At 70.3% G+C, this 17852-nt stretch carries 21 protein-coding genes and 1 pseudogene; 8 read left to right on the top strand and 14 right to left on the bottom strand.

Annotated elements, in window-relative coordinates:
* From AC1DU4_RS16675 to yhjD, 3 genes and pseudogenes are all read left to right on the top strand, one after another.
* A pseudogene (locus tag AC1DU4_RS16675) lies at positions 1-214 on the top strand (hypothetical protein); the annotation flags it as partial.
* A gap of 63 nt (positions 215-277) precedes the next feature.
* On the top strand, positions 278-1336 hold the full coding sequence (trpS, locus tag AC1DU4_RS16670) for a tryptophan--tRNA ligase (protein WP_477841608.1): 1059 nt from the start codon (positions 278-280) through the stop codon (positions 1334-1336).
* A gap of 19 nt (positions 1337-1355) precedes the next feature.
* Complete coding sequence (yhjD, locus tag AC1DU4_RS16665; RefSeq protein WP_477841606.1) at positions 1356-2384, top strand: inner membrane protein YhjD; 1029 nt, start codon at positions 1356-1358, stop codon at positions 2382-2384.
* 1 nt (position 2385) lies between these two features.
* Here the strand turns inward: yhjD and AC1DU4_RS16660 are convergent, their stop codons facing one another.
* The 4 genes from AC1DU4_RS16660 to AC1DU4_RS16645 are packed head-to-tail and all read right to left on the bottom strand — an operon-like array spanning position 2386 to position 5637.
* A complete protein-coding gene (locus AC1DU4_RS16660) occupies positions 2386-3693 on the bottom strand; it encodes a D-alanyl-D-alanine carboxypeptidase family protein (RefSeq protein ID WP_477841604.1) in 1308 nt (435 codons plus the stop codon).
* Complete coding sequence (locus AC1DU4_RS16655; protein ID WP_477841602.1) at positions 3690-4697, bottom strand: hypothetical protein; 1008 nt, start codon at positions 4695-4697, stop codon at positions 3690-3692. Before AC1DU4_RS16655 ends, AC1DU4_RS16660 begins: the two co-directional genes overlap by 4 nt.
* Entirely contained in the window at positions 4694-5209 is a 516-nt protein-coding gene (locus tag AC1DU4_RS16650; RefSeq protein WP_477841600.1) for an ImmA/IrrE family metallo-endopeptidase, read from the bottom strand. The genes AC1DU4_RS16655 and AC1DU4_RS16650 overlap by 4 nt, the downstream gene beginning before the upstream one ends.
* Complete coding sequence (locus AC1DU4_RS16645; protein WP_477841598.1) at positions 5209-5637, bottom strand: hypothetical protein; 429 nt, start codon at positions 5635-5637, stop codon at positions 5209-5211. Before AC1DU4_RS16645 ends, AC1DU4_RS16650 begins: the two co-directional genes overlap by 1 nt.
* 88 nt (positions 5638-5725) lie before the next feature.
* Here AC1DU4_RS16645 and AC1DU4_RS16640 point away from each other — a divergent pair, with 88 nt between their 5' ends.
* The gene (locus tag AC1DU4_RS16640; protein ID WP_477841596.1) at positions 5726-6106 is read left to right on the top strand and encodes a hypothetical protein; all 381 of its coding nucleotides are present in this window, start codon (positions 5726-5728) and stop codon (positions 6104-6106) included.
* 370 nt (positions 6107-6476) lie between these two features.
* On the opposite strand, the gene AC1DU4_RS16635 is transcribed toward AC1DU4_RS16640, so the two are convergent.
* The 5 genes from AC1DU4_RS16635 to sdhC all read right to left on the bottom strand — a co-directional run bounded on the left by AC1DU4_RS16635 (position 6477) and on the right by sdhC (position 10527).
* The gene (locus AC1DU4_RS16635; protein ID WP_072843700.1) at positions 6477-6896 is read right to left on the bottom strand and encodes a helix-turn-helix domain-containing protein; all 420 of its coding nucleotides are present in this window, start codon (positions 6894-6896) and stop codon (positions 6477-6479) included.
* A 247-nt stretch (positions 6897-7143) separates the two neighbouring features.
* The gene (locus AC1DU4_RS16630) at positions 7144-7917 is read right to left on the bottom strand and encodes a succinate dehydrogenase iron-sulfur subunit (protein ID WP_072843699.1); all 774 of its coding nucleotides are present in this window, start codon (positions 7915-7917) and stop codon (positions 7144-7146) included.
* On the bottom strand, positions 7917-9668 hold the full coding sequence (gene sdhA, locus AC1DU4_RS16625) for a succinate dehydrogenase flavoprotein subunit (protein ID WP_072843698.1): 1752 nt from the start codon (positions 9666-9668) through the stop codon (positions 7917-7919). The genes AC1DU4_RS16630 and sdhA overlap by 1 nt, the downstream gene beginning before the upstream one ends.
* A gap of 15 nt (positions 9669-9683) precedes the next feature.
* The gene (locus AC1DU4_RS16620) at positions 9684-10121 is read right to left on the bottom strand and encodes a succinate dehydrogenase hydrophobic membrane anchor subunit (protein WP_072843697.1); all 438 of its coding nucleotides are present in this window, start codon (positions 10119-10121) and stop codon (positions 9684-9686) included.
* Between the two features lies 1 nt (position 10122).
* Entirely contained in the window at positions 10123-10527 is a 405-nt protein-coding gene (gene sdhC / locus AC1DU4_RS16615) for a succinate dehydrogenase, cytochrome b556 subunit (RefSeq protein ID WP_072843696.1), read from the bottom strand.
* A 265-nt stretch (positions 10528-10792) separates the two neighbouring features.
* On the opposite strand from sdhC, the gene AC1DU4_RS16610 reads away from it, so the two are divergent.
* From AC1DU4_RS16610 to AC1DU4_RS16600, 3 genes are read left to right on the top strand one after another with little or no spacing between them, the layout of a single operon-like run.
* Complete coding sequence (locus AC1DU4_RS16610; protein ID WP_072843695.1) at positions 10793-11203, top strand: cytidine deaminase; 411 nt, start codon at positions 10793-10795, stop codon at positions 11201-11203.
* Positions 11200-12501: a thymidine phosphorylase gene (locus AC1DU4_RS16605; RefSeq protein ID WP_477841593.1), complete on the top strand. Its 1302-nt coding sequence runs from the start codon at positions 11200-11202 to the stop codon at positions 12499-12501. The genes AC1DU4_RS16610 and AC1DU4_RS16605 overlap by 4 nt, the downstream gene beginning before the upstream one ends.
* Positions 12498-13589: an adenosine deaminase gene (locus AC1DU4_RS16600; protein ID WP_477841591.1), complete on the top strand. Its 1092-nt coding sequence runs from the start codon at positions 12498-12500 to the stop codon at positions 13587-13589. The genes AC1DU4_RS16605 and AC1DU4_RS16600 overlap by 4 nt, the downstream gene beginning before the upstream one ends.
* Positions 13590-13621: 32 nt before the next feature.
* Here the strand turns inward: AC1DU4_RS16600 and AC1DU4_RS16595 are convergent, their stop codons facing one another.
* Genes AC1DU4_RS16595 through AC1DU4_RS16575 form a run of 5 tightly spaced genes read right to left on the bottom strand, consistent with a single transcriptional unit; the run spans position 13622 to position 17123 of the window.
* Positions 13622-14890, bottom strand: coding sequence for a primosomal protein (locus tag AC1DU4_RS16595; protein WP_477841589.1), 1269 nt, complete (start codon positions 14888-14890; stop codon positions 13622-13624).
* Between the two features lie 10 nt (positions 14891-14900).
* Entirely contained in the window at positions 14901-15176 is a 276-nt protein-coding gene (locus tag AC1DU4_RS16590) for a hypothetical protein (protein ID WP_477841587.1), read from the bottom strand.
* Between the two features lie 23 nt (positions 15177-15199).
* A complete protein-coding gene (locus tag AC1DU4_RS16585; protein ID WP_477841585.1) occupies positions 15200-15586 on the bottom strand; it encodes a hypothetical protein in 387 nt (128 codons plus the stop codon).
* The gene (locus tag AC1DU4_RS16580) at positions 15583-16797 is read right to left on the bottom strand and encodes a C40 family peptidase (RefSeq protein ID WP_477841583.1); all 1215 of its coding nucleotides are present in this window, start codon (positions 16795-16797) and stop codon (positions 15583-15585) included. The genes AC1DU4_RS16585 and AC1DU4_RS16580 overlap by 4 nt, the downstream gene beginning before the upstream one ends.
* A gap of 2 nt (positions 16798-16799) precedes the next feature.
* Positions 16800-17123 carry a type VII secretion target gene (locus AC1DU4_RS16575; protein ID WP_477841581.1) on the bottom strand — a complete coding sequence of 108 codons (324 nt, stop codon included), beginning with the start codon at positions 17121-17123 and terminating at the stop codon, positions 16800-16802.
* 94 nt (positions 17124-17217) lie between these two features.
* Between AC1DU4_RS16575 and upp the strand changes: the two genes are divergently transcribed.
* Positions 17218-17847: a uracil phosphoribosyltransferase gene (gene upp, locus AC1DU4_RS16570; RefSeq protein ID WP_477841579.1), complete on the top strand. Its 630-nt coding sequence runs from the start codon at positions 17218-17220 to the stop codon at positions 17845-17847.
* Positions 17848-17852 lie beyond the last annotated feature (5 nt).

Genomic DNA, 17852 nt, shown 5'->3' with positions numbered 1-17852 from the left:
GCGTGGCCTGGTGGTCGTGGTCCGGGACGCCGGCGAGCTGCTCGCCGCCGAGCCCGACGAGCTGCGCTGGTTCGCCGAGGCCGTCGACGACCGCGCCGCGGCCGCGGCCGCGGCGGCGTTCCGGCTGATCCTGCAGGCGGACGAGGACGCCGGTGCGTCGTTGACCGGGAGGTGGGTCGCGGCCGGGCACCGGCTGACCACGCTCGAGTCCTGACCGGTCCCGGCGCCGACGGGGCGTGGCGGTGGGGCTCGGTCGGGACATGAAAGGATCGAGCGCATGTCGAGTTCCGAATCCTCTGCACCAGCGACTTCCGCGCCCACCGGCACCGCCGCCCGCCACCGAGTGCTCTCCGGCATCCAGCCGACCGCCGACTCGTTCCACCTCGGCAACTTCCTCGGTGCGCTGCAGCAGTGGGTGCCGCTGCAGGACGAGTTCGACGCCTTCTACTTCATCCCCGACCTGCATGCGATCACCGTCCCGCAGGACCCGAAGGAACTGCGCCGGCGCACCAAGATCGCCGCGGCCCAGCTGCTCGCGCTCGGCATCGACCCCGACCGGTCCACCCTGTTCGTGCAGAGCCAGGTCCCCGAGCACGCCCAGCTGGCGTGGGTGCTCAACTGCATCACCGGGTTCGGCGAGGCCAGCCGAATGACGCAGTTCAAGGACAAGTCCGCCAAGCAGGGCACCGAGGCCGCCACCGTCGGCCTGTTCACCTACCCGGTGCTGATGGCCGCCGACATCCTGCTCTACCGCCCCCACCGGGTGCCGGTCGGCGAGGACCAGCGTCAGCACCTGGAGATGGCGCGCGACCTGGCGCAGCGCTTCAACACCCGGTTCGGCAAGGCGTTCGTCGTCCCGGAGGCGCAGATCGTCAAGGGCACCTCGAAGATCTACGACCTGCAGGACCCGTCGTCGAAGATGAGCAAGTCCGGACCGTCGCCCGCCGGCCTGATCAACCTGCTCGACGACCCGAAGGTCTCGGCGAAGAAGATCAAGTCCGCGGTCACCGACAACGAGCGTGAGATCCGCTTCGACCGGGAGACGAAGCCGGGCGTGAGCAACCTGCTCACCATCCAGTCGGCGCTCTCGGGTCGCAGCATCGACGAGCTGGTGCTCGGTTACGAGGGCAAGGGCTACGGCGATCTCAAGTCCGACACCGCCGAGGTGCTGGTCGAGTTCGTGACGCCGCTGCGGGCCAAGGTCGAGGGCTACCTCGCGGACGAGGCGGAGCTGGACCGGATCCTCGAGGCCGGCGCGGACCGCGCCCGCGAGGTGTCGGCCCGAACCCTCGCTACGGTGTACGACAAGGTCGGTTTCCTGCCCCAGAAGGCCTGACGGAAGAGGCTGAGACATCGTGCCGGACGTGAAGGCTTTTCTCGAGCGTCAACGGGCGGCACGGCCGTGGCTGGATCACCTGATCCGGGCGGGCGGGCGCTACCAGGACCAGAAGGGCGACTACTTCGCCGCCGGGATCACCTACTTCAGCGTGTTCGCGTTGTTCCCGCTGCTGATGGTGGGGTTCGCTGCGGCCGGTTTCATCCTGGTGCAGCACCCGGACTGGCTGGTGTCGATCCACGACGCGATCAGCAAGGCGATGCCCGGCAACCTGGGCGATCAGATCAACGAGTTGGTCACCGCGGCCATCGACGCCCGCGCCCGCGTCGGGGTGATCGGCCTGGTCGTCGCCGCGTACTCCGGGCTCGGCTGGATGGCGAACCTGCGTGAGGCGCTCAGCGCCATGTGGAACCAGCGGCACCCGGCGACCAACTTCGTGCGTACCAAGTTCAAGGACCTGGTCAAGCTGCTGGGCCTGTTCGGCATGCTGGCGGTGTCGGTGGGGCTGACGGTCATCGCCGACGGCGCCGTGACCGGGGCGGTGTTGACCTGGCTGGGCATCGACGACGTGGGCTGGGTGTCCGTCGTGGTCCAGGTGCTGACCTCGCTGCTGGCGGTGGTGGCGACGTGGGCGCTGTTCGTGTGGACGATCGCCCGGCTGCCGCGGGAGCCGGTGACCGTGCGCAGTGCGGCGGCCGCGGCGCTGTTCGCGTCGGTCGGCTTCGAGGTGTTCAAACGGATCGGCGTCGTCTACCTGCAGGCGGTGACCAACTCGCCCGCCGGGGTGACGTTCGGGCCGATCATCGGCCTGCTGGTCTTCATCTACTTCACCGCCCGGCTGCTGCTGCTGGCCACCGCCTGGGCGGCCACGGCGTCGGAGAACGAGGCGCTGGCCTTCGTGCCGCCGCCGGACCCCGTGGTCCTCGCGGTGAGCGCGCCGCCGGCCAGCGGCCCGACGCTGGCCGAGGCGGTGGCGCTGGTCGGCGTCGGCGCCGCGGCCACCCTCGGCCTCGGTGGGCTGCTGCGCCGTCGTCGCGAACGGGACTGAGTCAGCGGCGGCGACGCTGCAGTCGGTACGCCGCGAGCAGCAGCACCGCGACGAGGACCGCGCCGACCAGAGTGACGGTGGTCCGTGAGATGTCGGTGTCCCCGGCGGTGCCGGGCCCGGCCGCGGACACCTCGCTGGCCGTCTGGGAGACCGTCGGCCGGGCGGCCACGGTGACCGGGGCCGCGCCGGAGGTGGTGGTGCTGCCGGGCTCCACCAGGACACCGACCTGGGCGCCGCTGGGCAGCGCGAATCCGTAGTCGAGCAGGCGGACGGCCTGCTCCCACGGCCGGATCGGGAGGACGTCGCCGGCCATCAGCGTCACCGCGAGCTTCCTGCCGTCCCGCTCGGCGCCGCCGACGAAGGTCTGCCGCGCGTCGTCGGTGTAGCCGGTCTTGCCGCCGAGCGCGCCGTCGTAGTTGTAGAGCAGCTTGTTGTCGTTGGCGAGGGTGAAGCCGGGGTGCTCGGTGTCGTCCGGCTTGGTCGGGTCCTTCGGGAAGCCGGGGAACGGCACGGTCTCGGTGCGGATCAGATCGGCAAAGGTGCTGTTGCGCATGGCCGCCCGGAAGACAACCGCGAGGTCGTAGGCGGAACTGGACATGCCGGGGCCGTCGAGCCCGGACGGGGTGGCGGCGCGGGTGTCCAGCGCGCCGAGCGAGCGGGCCCGCTCGTTCATCTTGGCCACCGTCTCGTCGTCGCCGCCGAGCTGCGCGGCCAACGCGTGCGCGGCGTCGTTTCCGGACGCCATCACCAGGCCCTGCATCAGCTGCCGGTTCGTGTAGTGCCCGCCGCGGCCCAGGCCGACGGCGCTGCCCTCGGTGTTCGCGTCCTCCTCGGTGGCCACGACGGTGCGGTCCAGGTCGAGCTCGTCGAGGGCGACCAGTGCCAGCAGGATCTTGATGGTGCTGGCCGGTCGGTAGCGGCCGTGCGGGTCCTTCGCGGCGAGGACGGTGCCGGAGTCGAGGTCGGCGAGCACCCAGCCGGTGGCGGAGATGTCGACCGGCAGCGGGGGAGCGCCTGCGGGGGCGAGCGCGCCGCACTCGCCGAGTCGGCCGCCGCCGACCGGGTCGGCAGGGACGGGAAGGGGCGAGGGCGCGGCCTTCCCGGGAGCCGGGACCTCGGAGAGGTCGATGGCCGGCGGCGGCGAACTGCGGTGCGGGCAGCCGTCGGTGTTCGGCGTGGCGTAGGGCGTCGTGGTCACGGTGCTGCTGCCGGGGGCCGCGGGCATCGGTTGGGCCGCCGCGGGGGCGCCGATCAGTGCGATCGAGGCCGCGGTGATCAGTGTGGCGAGGGATCGTCCGCGTGCAGTCATCGAGTAGGCAGGGTATCCGATGCCGTGCCGATTGCCGAGGCCGAAGGACCCGCGGCGTAGGCGGTCGCGACGGCGACGACCCAGTCGCGGTCGCTGAGGTGGTCCGGGGTACTGAGCCAGGCGGGGTCGATCAACTCCACCGCGGTGGCGGTGCGGTGCAGCCACTGTGCGACGGCGTCGGCGTGCTCGGACGGCGTGGCGGGCGGGGGTGTGTCGCCCGCCCGGACCAGGCCGCCGCCGGCGTGCAGGTAGAGGCCGTCGAGGATCTGCGAGATACGGTCGCTCGAGGTCAGGGCCGCGGTCGCGGACCGGTAGTCGGTGTCGAGGAGTTCGGGATGCGCGGTGGTCAGCATCGACCACAGGCCGAACGTGCGGCGCAGGTCCGACTTGGCCCGGAACCAGGCCTCCACCATCACCGACGAGCAGCCGGCGCTGATCAGGACGATCGCGACCGACCACCACGGGTTGGAGAGTTCCAGGACCTGCGACGGCCCGGCCACCAGGGCCCGCAGGCTCGCCGCGGCGACGACGAGGGAGCCGGCGCAGAACAGGCCGATCGCGCGGCCCAGCGGGTTCCACCGACACTGCCGAGCGCCGGCGCCCACCGCGAACAGCATGGTCGCGGCCAGGTACAGGTCCGTCACCATGCTGTGACCCGCGTCGAGCAACTCGACGGCCGTCACCGCGAGCCCCGTGACGACGGCGCCGGCCGAGGGCAGCCACTGCGGCCAGGCGCTCACCCGGGGCAGGGAGACGGCGGCGATCAGGGCCGTCGCGGTGGCGAAGACGATCCAGGCCACCGTGAACGTGGTCTCGGCGGTGCCGAGACCCGTGGAGTCAAGCATGTCGATCATCGTGGGGGTGCGTACCGTCGCGGCAACCGTGACCGCGATCGCCGACAGCGCAATGGACACCCGGGCCAGGGACGGCGGGCGGACGGTGAGTCGACCGATTCGCGCGCCGACGGCCGCGGAGCAGATCAGCGCGATGACCCAGGTGATCATCCGAGGGCCTCGTCGTAGCAGAGCAACGGACGCCAGTTCTGGTCCTGCTCGAAGTGCCCGAGCCGCTGGAGCAGTCGCGCGGCGAAGGCCTCGGCCTCCCACTCGTGCAGCGCCTCGTGCGAGACGTCGGCGGACGCCGCGGCCCGCTGGCTGAGCATGTAGGCGATCAGGTCGTCGTCCGCGGCGAGGGTGGTCTCCGCGGTCTCGGCACCGGGATGGCGGAAGACGATGTGACCGATCTCGTGTGCGAGGGTGCGCTCGACGCTGGGCAGGCTGCGGGCGAGCACGATCTCGTCGCGGTCCGAGAATTCGCGACGCTGCCCCCAGACGCCCGGGCCGAGGTCCGCGAACTCGATCTGGATGGGACGGCGCCTGGTCTCGGCGAGCGCGGCGGCGATGTCCTCGATGGTCACCGCGTGTGTCTGCGCGGCCATGTCGAGGACGGCGTCGACCGCCGCGAAGACGCGGCGGTGCGAGCGGATCGGGCGGCTTCCCGACTCGGTTCCAGGCATCAGAGTGGCTCCAGGAACTCGGCGCGGGCCAGGTTGAGGCGCGTGCGGGTGGCCCGGGCACTGCGGAAGCTGGCGAAACCGGTGGCGCCCGCGGCGACCAGCACGGCGCTGACGCCTGCGGTGGCCGCGCCGACGTCACCACGGGGCAGGGCGGGAGCCGCGGAGAGCTCCGTCGCCTCGGCCTCGGTGGTGCGGGCCTGGTGCGGCGCGACGGCCGACGAGATGGACGACGGCGCGGTGCCGATACGTGCGGTGAGCGCTTCGAGTCGGACGTCCGCGGGACGGGCTTCAGACGCCGGGTCGTCGGGCCGTGAGCCATCGGGCCGTGGGTCGGCCGGTGACTGCGCGTCGGGCGCCGTCTCGGGGTGCCCGTCCGGCGACGGCGGGTCCTGGCCCGGGCCGCTCTGCCCCGCATCGTCGCCGGGCACGGCCGGCGCCTCGGTCTTGTCGGGCGCCTCGGTCTTGTCGGGCGGACTGGCCGGGTTGCCGGCAGAAGTCTTGGTGGAGGTCGTGGGCTTGGCCGACGACGTGGGCTTGGCCGACGACGTGGGCTTGGCGGAGGAAGTGGGCTTGGCCGACGACGTGGGCTTGGCGGAGGTCGTAGGCCTTGTCGCCGACGTGGTGGGCGCGACTGACGTGGTGGGTGCGACCGACGTGGTGGGCGCGACGGTGGTGGTGGGCGGGACCGTGGTGGTGGGCGGGACCGTGGTGGTGGGCGGGACCGTGGTGGTGGGCGGGACCGTGGTGGTCGGTGCGACCGTGGTGGTCGGTGCGACCGTGGTGGTCGGTGCGACCGTGGTGGTCGGTGCGACCGTGGTGGTGGGCGGGACCGTGGTGGTCGGTGCGACCGTGGTGGTCGGCGGGACCGACGTGGTCGGATTACCGCCACCGCAGTGATCGTGGTGGTGGTGGCGGCGGCGATCGTGATCGTCGTCGCGGTCGTCGTCGTGATCGTGGTCATGATCGTGGTCATGATCGTGATCGTCGTGGTCGCCAGGCTGGCCGCAGCCGGGCCGTCCGCCGCCGTGTTTGTCTCCGGATTTGCTGACCTCGACGGCCGCCTCGCCGGAGTGTGCGGGCGCTGCGGCGGACTGCGCAATCACGAACGCCGGCAGGACCACGGTGGTGGACACGAGCAGGCCGACGGCAAATGCGCGTCGGGCAGCCCGACCACGGCGTCTCGTCGTCACGATTTCAATCCCCCATCGCAAATTCTCGAACACCGTACGCGAAAGGGGCCGGGTGCGATGCACCCGGCCCCTTTCGGCTATTCGGTGGAGTCCGGGGGAGTGGCCGGTAGGCCCTCGCTGCGCCGGAGCTTCTCGGCCATCGCGGTCAGTAGCTCCTGGGACTCGGAGGACAGGTCGAATGCCCGGGCCGAGAGCCGGCGCAGTCCGTAACCCCGAAGCTGCGCAAGCAATTCCAAGTCGTGGTCGATGCGCGCTGCGTAGATGTCGTCGAAGAAGTAGTCGGACTTGACCTTGAAGAACTGCGCGAGCGCCGCGACCGTCTCCGGCGACGGGTTGGTCCGCTGGCCGTTGCGCAGCTGCGAGATGTAAGGCTTCGAAATTCGATGCCCGGCCGCGTTGAGTGACTCGGCAACCTCGGTGTTTGTGTGCGGTTTCCGTCCGGCCGGGTGCACGGTCTCGAAGAGTTTGTTCAGTCGAGATGCGAAGTCTGACTCCATTGCCGTGGTCCCCGGTCCCTTCGTGAGTGCGACCTCTGACCGAGGGCGCATCGTTCGTACATATCAGGGTAACCGATTGGTAGCCGACTGGACATCGGAAAAGGCACGGTTCTCGTTACATGAGAACCGTGCCTTTTCTTGTTACATACCAGATGTTGAGATTCGAACTACCGGGCGCTGTGCCGTAGTTCGCGGCTTGCCGCTTCGCTACCGCGCGCTGTGCTGTAGTTCGCGGCTTGCCGCTTCGCTATCGCGCGAAGAGCAGCGCGCGCTTGACTTCCTGGATCGCCTTCGTCACCTGGATGCCGCGGGGGCACGCGTCGGTGCAGTTGAAGGTGGTGCGGCAGCGCCACACGCCTTCCTTGTCGTTCAGGATGTCCAGACGCTCGGCGGCGCCCTCGTCACGGCTGTCGAAGATGAACCGGTGTGCGTTCACGATCGCGGCCGGGCCGAAGTAGCTTCCGTCGCTCCAGTACACCGGGCACGAGGTGGTGCAGCACGCGCACAGGATGCACTTGGTGGTGTCGTCGAACCGGGCGCGGTCGGCCTGCGACTGGATCCGCTCGCGGGTCGGCTCGTTGCCGGTGGTCATGAGGAACGGCTTCACGGCGCGGAACGCGTCGAAGAAGGGCTCCATGTCGACCACGAGGTCCTTCTCCACCGGCAGACCCTTGATCGGCTCGATGGTGATGGTGACCGGCTTGCCGTCCTTGGGCAGCATGTCCTTCATCAGGATCTTGCAGGCCAGGCGGTTGACACCGTTGATCCGCATCGCGTCCGAGCCGCACACGCCGTGTGCGCAGGAGCGACGGAACGTCAGGGTGCCGTCCAGGTAGCCCTTCACGTACAGCAGCAGGTTCAGCATGCGGTCGGTCGGCAGGGCCGGGACCTGGAAGCTCTCCCAGCGCTGGCCCTCGCCGTCCTCCGGGTTGAACCGGGCGATCTTGAGGGTGACCATGACGGCGCCCTCGGGCACGGGCGGCAGGGCGGGTGCGTCTTTGTCTACAACGGGTGCGGACATCAGTACTTACGCTCCATCGGCTCGTAGCGGGTCTGGACTACCGGCTTGTAGTCGAGACGGATGTCGGAGAGCAGGCCGTCGCCCTCCTTGTATGCCATCGTGTGCTGCATGTACTCGGCGTCGTTGCGATCCGGGAAGTCCTCGCGGGCATGGCCGCCACGCGATTCCTTGCGGTTGAGCGCGCCGACGACCGTGACCTCGGCCATCTCCAGCAGGAAGCCGAGCTCGACGGCCTCGAGCAGGTCGCTGTTGTAGCGCTTGCCCTTGTCCTGCACGGTGATGTGGTTGTACCGCTCCTTGAGGGCGCGGACGTCCTTGAGCGCGTTGGTCAGCGTGGTCTCGGTGCGGAACACGGACGCGTTGTTGTCCATGGTCTGCTGCAGCTCGGTGCGGATGTCCGCGACGCGCTCGTGACCGTGGTCGGAGAGGATGACCTCGAGCCACTCCTCGACCATCTTCGCCGGGTTCTCCGGCAGCGGCACGAAGTCGGTGTTCTCGGCGTGCTCCGCGGCGGCGATGCCGGCGCGGCGACCGAAGACGTTGATGTCGAGCAGCGAGTTGGTGCCGAGACGGTTCGCGCCGTGCACGGAGACACAGGCGCACTCGCCGGCGGCGTACAGGCCGGGGACGATGTCCTCGTTGTTGCGCAGCACCTCACCGCGGATCTTGGTGGGGATGCCGCCCATCACGTAGTGGCAGGTGGGGTACACGGGGACCAGCTCGGTCACCGGGTCGACACCCAGGTAGGTACGTGCGAACTCGGTGATGTCGGGGAGCTTCTCCTCGAGCACCTCCTCGCCGAGGTGGGTCACGTCGATGTAGACGTAGTCCTTGTTCGGGCCGGCGCCGCGGCCCTCGAGCACCTCGAGCACCATGGAACGGGCCACGATGTCGCGGGGCGCGAGGTCCTTGATGGTGGGGGCGTAGCGCTCCATGAACCGCTCGCCGTCGGCGTTGCGGAGGATGCCGCCCTCGCCACGCACGGCCTCCGAGATCAGGATGCCGAGGCCGGCGAGTCCTGTCGGATGGAACTGGTGGAACTCCATGTCCTCCAGGGGCAGGCCCTTGCGGAAGATGATGCCCATGCCGTCACCGGTGAGGGTGTGGGCGTTGGACGTCGTCTTGTACATCCGGCCCGAGCCGCCGGTGGCGAACACGATGGACTTCGCGTGGAAGACGTGGATCTCGCCGGTGGAGAGCTCGTAGGCGATGACACCGGTCGCGACCGGGCCGTCCTCGGTCTCGGTCAGCGCCAGGTCGAGGGCGTAGAACTCGTTGAAGAACTCGACGTCGTGCTTGACGCAGTTCTGGTACAGCGTCTGCAGGATCATGTGACCGGTGCGGTCCGCGGCGTAGCAGGCCCGGCGGACCGGCGCCTTGCCGTGGTCGCGGGTGTGACCACCGAAACGACGCTGGTCGATCTTGCCCTCGGGGGTGCGGTTGAAGGGAAGACCCATCTTCTCCAGGTCCAGCACCGCGTCGATGGCCTCCTTGGCCATGATCTCGACGGCGTCCTGGTCGGCGAGGTAGTCGCCGCCCTTGACGGTGTCGAAGGTGTGCCACTCCCAGTTGTCTTCCTCCACGTTCGCCAGTGCGGCGCACATGCCGCCCTGGGCCGCGCCGGTGTGGCTACGGGTGGGGTAGAGCTTGGTCAGGACCGCGGTGCGGGCGCGGGGGCCGGACTCGATGGCTGCGCGCATCCCGGCGCCGCCGGCGCCGACGATGACGACGTCGTAACGATGTTCCTGCATGAAGTTTCTGCTCCCCTAGGCCGTGATGTTGGGGTCGAAGGTGAAGATGACGTAGGTGCCGAGAGCCATGATCAGGATCATGGACACCACGAGGATCGTGTTCAGCCAGAAGCGCGTCGAGTCCTTGCGCGAGTAGTCCGCGATCACCGTGCGCAGTCCGTTACCGCCGTGCAGCTGGGCGAGCCAGAGCATGGACAGGTCCCACATCTGCCAGAACGGGCTGGACCAGCGGCCGGCCACGAACGCGAAGTTGATCCGGTGCACACCCTCGTCGACCATCAGCATGATGAACAGGTGGCCGAGGACGAGCACGATCAGCGCGAGACCGGACAGGCGCATGAACAACCAGGCGTAGAGCTCGAAGTTGTTCTTGGACTCGCGACGCGGCGAGCGCGGGCTGTCCAGGCTGGCGGGACGGTCGTAGGACGTGCCGAGTGATTTGGCTTCAGTCATGTCAGTGCCCCGCAAACATGTTGTAGAAGATGCGCGCCGCGCCGGGAATCATGACCACGAACCAGATCGCGATGATGATCCAGAGCATCGGGCGCTGGTACTGCGGACCCTTCGACCAGAAGTCGACGAGCATCACGCGGACGCCGTTGAGCGCGTGGTAGAGCACCATCGCGACCAGGGCGAGCTCCATGAGCCCGACGAGCGGGTTCTTGTAGGTCTCGATGACCTTGTCGTAGGTGTCCGGATTGACTCGCACCAGCGCGGTGTCGAGCACGTGGACAAAGAGAAAGAAGAATGTCGCGACGCCCGTGATCCGGTGTAGAACCCAAGACCACATTCCGGGGTCGCCCCGGTATAGCGACCGTGTGCGCTCCTTTGCCGGAGCGGCTTCAGTCGTGCTACTCATCGAGTGCTGTGCCTCCAACGTCATTGATGGACGCGTCGCACCCCTAGTGGCTGTTTCTGGGGACGACCCTGGAGTTTTCAGCCTTGGCGCGACGAGAACCTGAACCGACTCCCTGCACTGTAATCCTCTGCCAATGTGGGAACTAATTTGACGGGCGGTTCGTACGAGCGAATCGGACACATCTTAGGTTTGCCTGCCCGAAGGTTCTGGAGCCACCCGGGCGATCTTCTGCATCCATTCAGTTGGCGTGCCAGGATGGTCAACCGTGACGGAAATCGACTGGAATGCGTTGCGGTACAAGGCGGATCAGGCGATGGGGGGTGCCTATGCGCCCTATTCGCGGTTCCCGGTGGGGGCGGCGGCACTGGTCGACGACGGCCGAATTGTGGTCGGGTGCAATGTGGAAAATGTCTCATACGGCCTGAGCCTGTGCGCCGAATGTGGACTCGTCAGTAACTTGCACACTACCGGTGGCGGACGGTTACGGGCGTTCACCTGCCGGGACGCCTCGGGCCACATCCTGATGCCGTGCGGCAGGTGCCGGCAGTTGCTGCTCGAGCACGGAGGATCCGCGCTGTTGGTCGACACCCCCACGGGCGCTGTATCTCTCGCGGATCTGCTGCCCTCGGCGTTCGGCCCGGAGGACCTCGGCCGGGTACGGGGGCCGCAGTCGTGATCGACGCGATCTCGGTCATCACCGCCAAACGCGACGGCCGCGAGCTCACCGACCGGCAGATCGACTGGCTGATCGACGCCTACACCCGCGGCGAGGTCGCGGACGAGCAGATGTCGGCCCTGGCCATGGCCATCGTCTTCCGCGGGCTGTCCCGTGCCGAGACCGCCCGCTGGACTGCGGCCATGATCGCCTCCGGACGGCGGATGGACCTGTCCTCGCTGCCCTTGCCCACCGTCGACAAACATTCCACCGGCGGAGTGGGGGACAAGATCACCCTGCCGCTCGCCCCGTTGGTCGCCGCCTGTGGCGCCGCGGTGCCGCAACTCTCCGGCCGGGGCCTCGGCCACACCGGTGGCACGCTCGACAAGCTCGAGTCGATCCCCGGCTGGCGGGCCGAGCTGACGGGCGGGGAGATCCTCGAAATTCTCGCGAATCCCGAGGTCGGGGCCGTGATCTGCGCCGCCGGGGAGGGCCTGGCGCCCGCGGACCGGAAGCTCTACGCGCTGCGCGACGTCACCGGCACCGTCGAGTCCGTCCCGCTGCTGGCCAGCTCGATCATGAGCAAGAAGATCGCCGAGGGTGCCGGGGCGCTGGTCCTGGACGTGAAGGTGGGGGCGGGAGCCTTCATGAAGACGCTGGCGGGGGCCCGGGAACTCGCCACCGTGATGGTCGAGCTCGGCGTGGACGCCGGGATGCGCACCGTTGCGCTGCTCACCGCGATGGACAACCCGCTCGGGTACACCGCGGGCAACGCGCTCGAGGTGGCCGAGTCGGTGGAGGTGCTCGCGGGCGGCGGGCCGTCCGACGTGGTGGAGCTGACCCTGACCCTGGCCGAGGAGATGCTCGCCGCGGTCGGCCTGCATGCGGCCGACCCCGCGGCGGCGCTGCTCGACGGGCGGGCGATGGACCGCTGGCGGGCGATGGTGCGGGCCCAGGGCGGCGACCCGGCCGCGCCGCTGCCGCGTGCACGGGAGAGCGAGGTGGTGTCCGCGACCTGCTCCGGCGTCGTGACCGGGCTGGATGCGATGGCCGTCGGGATCGCGGCCCGGCTGCTCGGGGCCGGCCGGCTGCGTCAGGGCGAACCCGTGCAGGCCGGCGCCGGCGTGCGCTGGCACGTCCGGCCGGGCGACCCGGTGCGGGTGGGGCAGCCGCTGTTGACCATGTACACCGACGATCCGTCACGGTTCGGGGCCGCGCGCACCGCGTTGGACGGGGCCTGCTCGGTCGGCGACACGTACGTTCCGGCGCCACTGGTCATCGAACGGATCGGACCCGAGCGCGCTAGCGTCGGGTCATGAGCACCTTTCCGCTCGACCTTCCCTCACTGCGCACCGCGCCGAAGGCACTGCTGCACGACCACCTCGACGGCGGGCTGCGTCCGGCGACGGTGCTCGAACTCGCGCACGACTGCGGGTACGACGGCCTGCCGGCGGACGACGCCGCGAGCCTCGCCGCGTGGTTCGCCGACGCCGCGGGCAGCGGTTCGCTCGTGCGCTACCTGGAGACCTTCGAGCACACCGTCGCGGTCATGCAGACCCCGGCTGGCCTGGCTCGGGTGGCGCGGGAGTGCGCGCTCGACCTGGCCGCGGACTCGGTGGTCTACGCGGAGGTCCGGTTCGCGCCGGAGCAGCACCTCGAGCGGGGACTCACCCTCGACGAGGTGGTGCACCACACCCTGACGGGCTTCGACGAGGGCGTCGCGATGGCCCGGGACCTCGGCAAGGAGATCCGGATCGGGTGCCTGCTCACCGCGATGCGGCACGCGGCCCGGTCCCGGGAGATCGCGGAGTTGGCGGTGCGGTTCCGGGACCGCGGCGTGGTGGGATTCGACATCGCGGGCGCCGAGGCCGGGCACCCGCCGAGCCGGCACCTCGACGCATTCGAGCACATGCGGGCGAACAACGCGCACTTCACAATTCACGCGGGTGAGGCGTTCGGGCTGCCGTCGATTCACGAGGCCATCGCGTTCTGCGGCGCGGACCGGCTCGGTCACGGGGTACGGATCACCGACGACATCACGGTCTCGTCGGACGGCGCCGCGAGCCTGGGTCGGCTCGCGAACTACGTGCGGGACAAGAGGATTCCGCTGGAACTGTGCCCGAGTTCGAACGTCCAGACCGGGGCGGTGGCGAGTCTCGAGAAGCACCCGTTCGACCTGCTGGCCCGGCTGCGGTTCCGGGTCACCGTCAACACCGACAACCGGTTGATGAGCGCGACCAGCATGAGCGAGGAGATGCTCAAGCTGGTCCAGACGTTCGGCTACGGATGGTCCGACCTGGAACGGTTCACCATCAACGCCATCAAGTCGGCGTTCATCCCGTTCCCGGACAGGCTGCGGCTGATCGACGAGGTGGTCAAGCCGGGCTATGCGGTGCTGATCGGCTGACCGGTGTCGAGGTCGGCCGCCGGTCCGCCGGGTCAGTCGGTGCGCAGCCGGCCCTCGAACTCACGCTCGAGGGCGCGCCAGGCCTCGGCCTCCGCGTGGTACGGCGCGGACGGCGCCAGCCGGGTGGGGTCCGGGTTGAGGGTGTACGAGACGTACCAGCCCAAGGGCGTGGAGGCGGCGAGCGCCGCCTCGGTGCTCGGGTCCTTCGCGTACTCCGCGGCGTCGGTGAACAACTCGACCGCCAGGTCCAGCTGGTCGACGTCCACGGCCTGCGGACCCGCGGCCAGGTCGTCGACCAGGCCGGGCAGCACGTAGATGTTCTCGTCCGTCACCTCGACCTCGAGTGCGCCGTCGACGGCCGCGGCCTGCACGTCCGAGTAGGTGCTCACCCTCGCGAGGTCGTGGTCGTGGTTGTCGGCGAGGTACCGGGCCAGTGCGCGCTCCGAGGTGAACACCTGGATCCGACCGGCCCGGCCGAGGAAGACCGGCTCGTCGCCGAGATAGCAGCGCAGGGTGTAGTAGGTCTCCGCGGCGGTGATGATCTTGATCGGGTCGATGCCGACCGACGTCCAGAACGTTTCCTCTTCCGCCGCAAGGGCAATCGGATCCGTGGTGTCGTCGTCGAGGTCGAGCGTCATGAACTCGAGGTCCTCGTCGGACTCGTCGTCGCCCGCCGCGTCGTCGGCGTCGACGGTGTTCTCCTCGGCGGCCAGGATCTCCGCCTCGGCCTCCGCGACCGCGGCTGCGTCGACCGCCGGCGTGGCGACCACGGCGTCGATCGCGTCCAGCACGTCGTCCCAGCCGTCGGCCAGGGCGGCGCCGACCTTCGCCCACAGCTGCTCGCCCTCACGGTCCTCGAACGTGCCGGGCGCGCCCGGCAGCGCACCGAGGAGGGGGTGCGAGCTGAAGAACCGGGTGACGACGTCGAGGTCGCAGACGTCCCCGAGGCTCTGGGCCATCTCGAGGGTCTCCGCGAGCTTGGTCAGGACGTCCGGGTCCGGATCCTCGGCCGCCAGTTCCGGCGCCCCGATCAGGTCGTAGACGTTCGCCTCGTCCGGCTCGAGTTCGGCGGCGGAGAGCGCGACGACCGTCGCCCACGACGGATGCTCGACCAGGTCGTGCTCCGAGTTGCCGCGGACGAACGCGGCGAGTTCGGCGGCCGACTCGAACGCGTAGAGGTTCTCCTCGTGACCGAGGAACGCTTCCCACTCGTCGTCGCCCTCCCGCCAGCGCGGAGCCCACAGAGTAACGAGGTCTCCGTCGGTCAGACCGAGCTGAATCGGGACGATGTCTCCTGCCATGGCGGGAAGCCTAGTAGGTGAACACGTCGTGAAGCGATGCCAGGATCCGATCTCGTTGCGTGGAGACCACATCCGCGGCGCGGGCAGCGGTCTCCGTGACGGCCCGGCCCAGGTCAGTGGCGTCGACTCGGTCGAGGGACTCGGAGATCCACAGCCCCGTCATGCCGCCGTTCTCGTCCACCTCGACGCTCACCACGCCGGAGCCGTGGGTGACCCGGGCCCGCAGGCCGCCCAGCAGGTGCAGCGCCGTCTCCAGTGATTCGAGCCGGGCGGCGGCGGCGGACACGACCCGGTCCATCTCGGCCCCGCTCACAACGGCCGCAGCCAACTGGTCGGGGCGGCCCGGTCGGCGTCCGCGGTGCGCTCGGCCTCGGCCAGGGCGGCGCGGGTGGGCAGGCCGAGGGCGTCGAGGACGTCGGGGGGCACGCCGGCGTCGGCGAGTTCGATGCGCCGCCGGGCCCTCGCCTCGGCGGTGGCGAGGCGGCCGACCTCGAGGATGGTCGTGGCGAGGCGGCCGCCGCCGAACCGCAGTTCGCGGGGGTCGAGGCGTACCTCCAGCGGCAGGCCGCGGTCGCTGCAGCGCACCGTGACGGTGCCGGCCGGGTTGTGCGCCGTCGCCGTCGCGACGTCGGACCGCAGGAGCGGAGCCTGCGGAGCGACCGGAGGCTGCAGGAGCGGAGCCTGGTCGGCGCTCACGTCGTGGGCCGGTAGAAGCCGTGGAAGCCCATGCCGATGTTCTCGGTACGCACGGAACTGACCTGCACCGGGTCTCCTGCCTCGACCATCTGGCCGTTACCGATCACCATCGCCACGTGCCCGTCCCACACGGCGAGGTCACCGGGCATCAGCTCGGACCGGTCGACCGCGATCCCGATGTCCTGTTCCTGCGCGAGCCTGGGCAGCTGCACCCCGGCCTCGCCGTACGCCCACTGGGTCAGGCCGGAGCAGTCCAGACCCTGCCCCGGGGTGGTGCCGCCCCACGCGTACGGCACCCCCTGCTGGCTCAGCGCGTTGCGCACGGCGTCGGCGGCCTCCTGGTTCGGGGCCATCGCGGTGCTGCCGTCCGGCAGGAACACCTCGACGCTGCCGCCGCTGCTGCCCGCGGACCCGCTGTCCGAGCTGCCGAAACCGGAGCCGCCGAAACCTGGGCCGCCGTAACCCGAACCGGCCGCACCCGGGCGCCCCGGACCGGCGACCCGACCACCGGACCTCGCGGGCATCGGGGCGCCGCCGGCGAATCCCGGGTAGGCGTCACCGGGGGCGGCGGCCGCGTTCGCGAAGCTGCGACCGAAGCCGCTGAACGCGTCACCGCGCTGCTGCAGGCCGGCGGTGTCCACCGTGGGGCCGGCGCCGGACGGCCGGACCGCGGCCGTGACGGCGCCGGGATCGGCCGGGTCCACGCCCGGATCGGGGGCGGTCAGCGCGGTCATCGCCCCGGTGTGTGCGGTCAGTTCCGCCCGCACCCGCGCGACCACGGCGAGGCCGCGGGAGAGGTGGTCGAGCGCGGCCGCGATGATCATCACCTGGCCGGCGGGCGTGGTGAGCGCCGGACCGGCGGCCGTCGTCACCGACACGAACGACTGCACCACGGCCTCGAGTTCGGCGACACCGGTGTTCACGTCCTGCGACGCCGCGGTGAGGACCGTGGCGATCTCCTGGCCGCGGTCCGAGAGCTGCACCTGCTGCACCTGCGTCTGCTCGGCCTTCGCCGCCGCGGCCCCCGCGGCGGCGCCCGACCACACGCCGCCGAGTTCGGCGAGGCCACGACTGGCGACGGCGTAGGCGGCGTCGAGCGCCACCGAGGCGACCCGCAGCGCGTCCGCCGGGCCGTCGGGCGGCATCACCCCGGTGCCGAAGGTCTCGAGCAGGTCGAGCAGGGGCCGGGCCAGGACGTCGACGCCGAGCATGCTCAGGCCTCCAGCCCGGCGCCGGTGGTGCCCAGCGCGGCCGCGACGCCCTGGTCGGCCGCGTCGTACGCGTCGGCAGTGGCCGTTGCGGCGCCGCCCATGCTGTCGAGGACCCCGGCCAGCGCGCCGAGCGCGCGCACGTGTCCGCCCTGCGCGGCCGCGAAGGCCGCCACGAAGTCGGCGCCGATCAGTCCGAATGCCGGACCGAGCAGGGCCGGTCCGGCCGCCGCGGCCCCCACCGCTGCGCCCTGCACCCGTGTGGCCATCGCTCCCGCCGCGGCGCCGAAGCCGCGGATGCCGTCCGTCGCCGCCGAAAACTCGTTCATCTCGGTTCCCCCCCGGGCTGAATGAAGTGTCCTGTCATCGGGTTGGACGCTTGCTGCCCCGCACCGGTTCCCCTCGGCGCATATTGTTGGCGGCATGGAGACGCAACTCGTCGATCATCCGCTGGCGGCCGCGCTGTTGACCACGATGCGTGACGCCCGCAGCGACAACCCCACCTTCCGGTCCGCGCTGCGTCAGCTCACCCAGATGCTCATCTACGAGGCCATCCGGGACGCCGAGATCGAGGTCTTCGACGTGCAGACCCCGGTGGCGACGACCCGCGGGGTGCGGTTGGCCAAGCCGCCGCTGCTGGTGCCGGTGCTCCGCGCCGGACTCGGCATGGTCGAGCAGGCCAGTTCGCTGATCCCGCAGTCGCAGGTCGGGTTCGTCGGCATGGCCCGCGACGAGCAGACCCACGAGCCGGTGCCGTACCTCGAGTCGCTGCCGGACGACCTGTCCGGTATCCCGGTCTACGTCCTGGACCCGATGCTGGCCACCGGCGGTTCCATGGTGCACACCATCGAACTGCTCGTTGCCCGCGGAGCCACCGACATCACCGCGGTCTGCGTGGTCACCGCCCCGCAGGGTGTTGCGGCGCTGGAGAACTCGGGGTTCCCGGTCCGGTTGGTCGCCGCCGCCGTCGACGAGGGCCTGAACGAGGACGCGTTCATCGTCCCCGGGCTCGGCGATGCCGGGGACCGGCAGTTCGGCCCCCGTTGGATCTGAGGTCC

The sequence above is a fragment of the Rhodococcus sp. P4_F5 genome (assembly GCF_056401315.1).
Note: the sequence above shows the minus strand (reverse complement) of the source record. Positions and strands in the feature narration are given on the sequence as shown.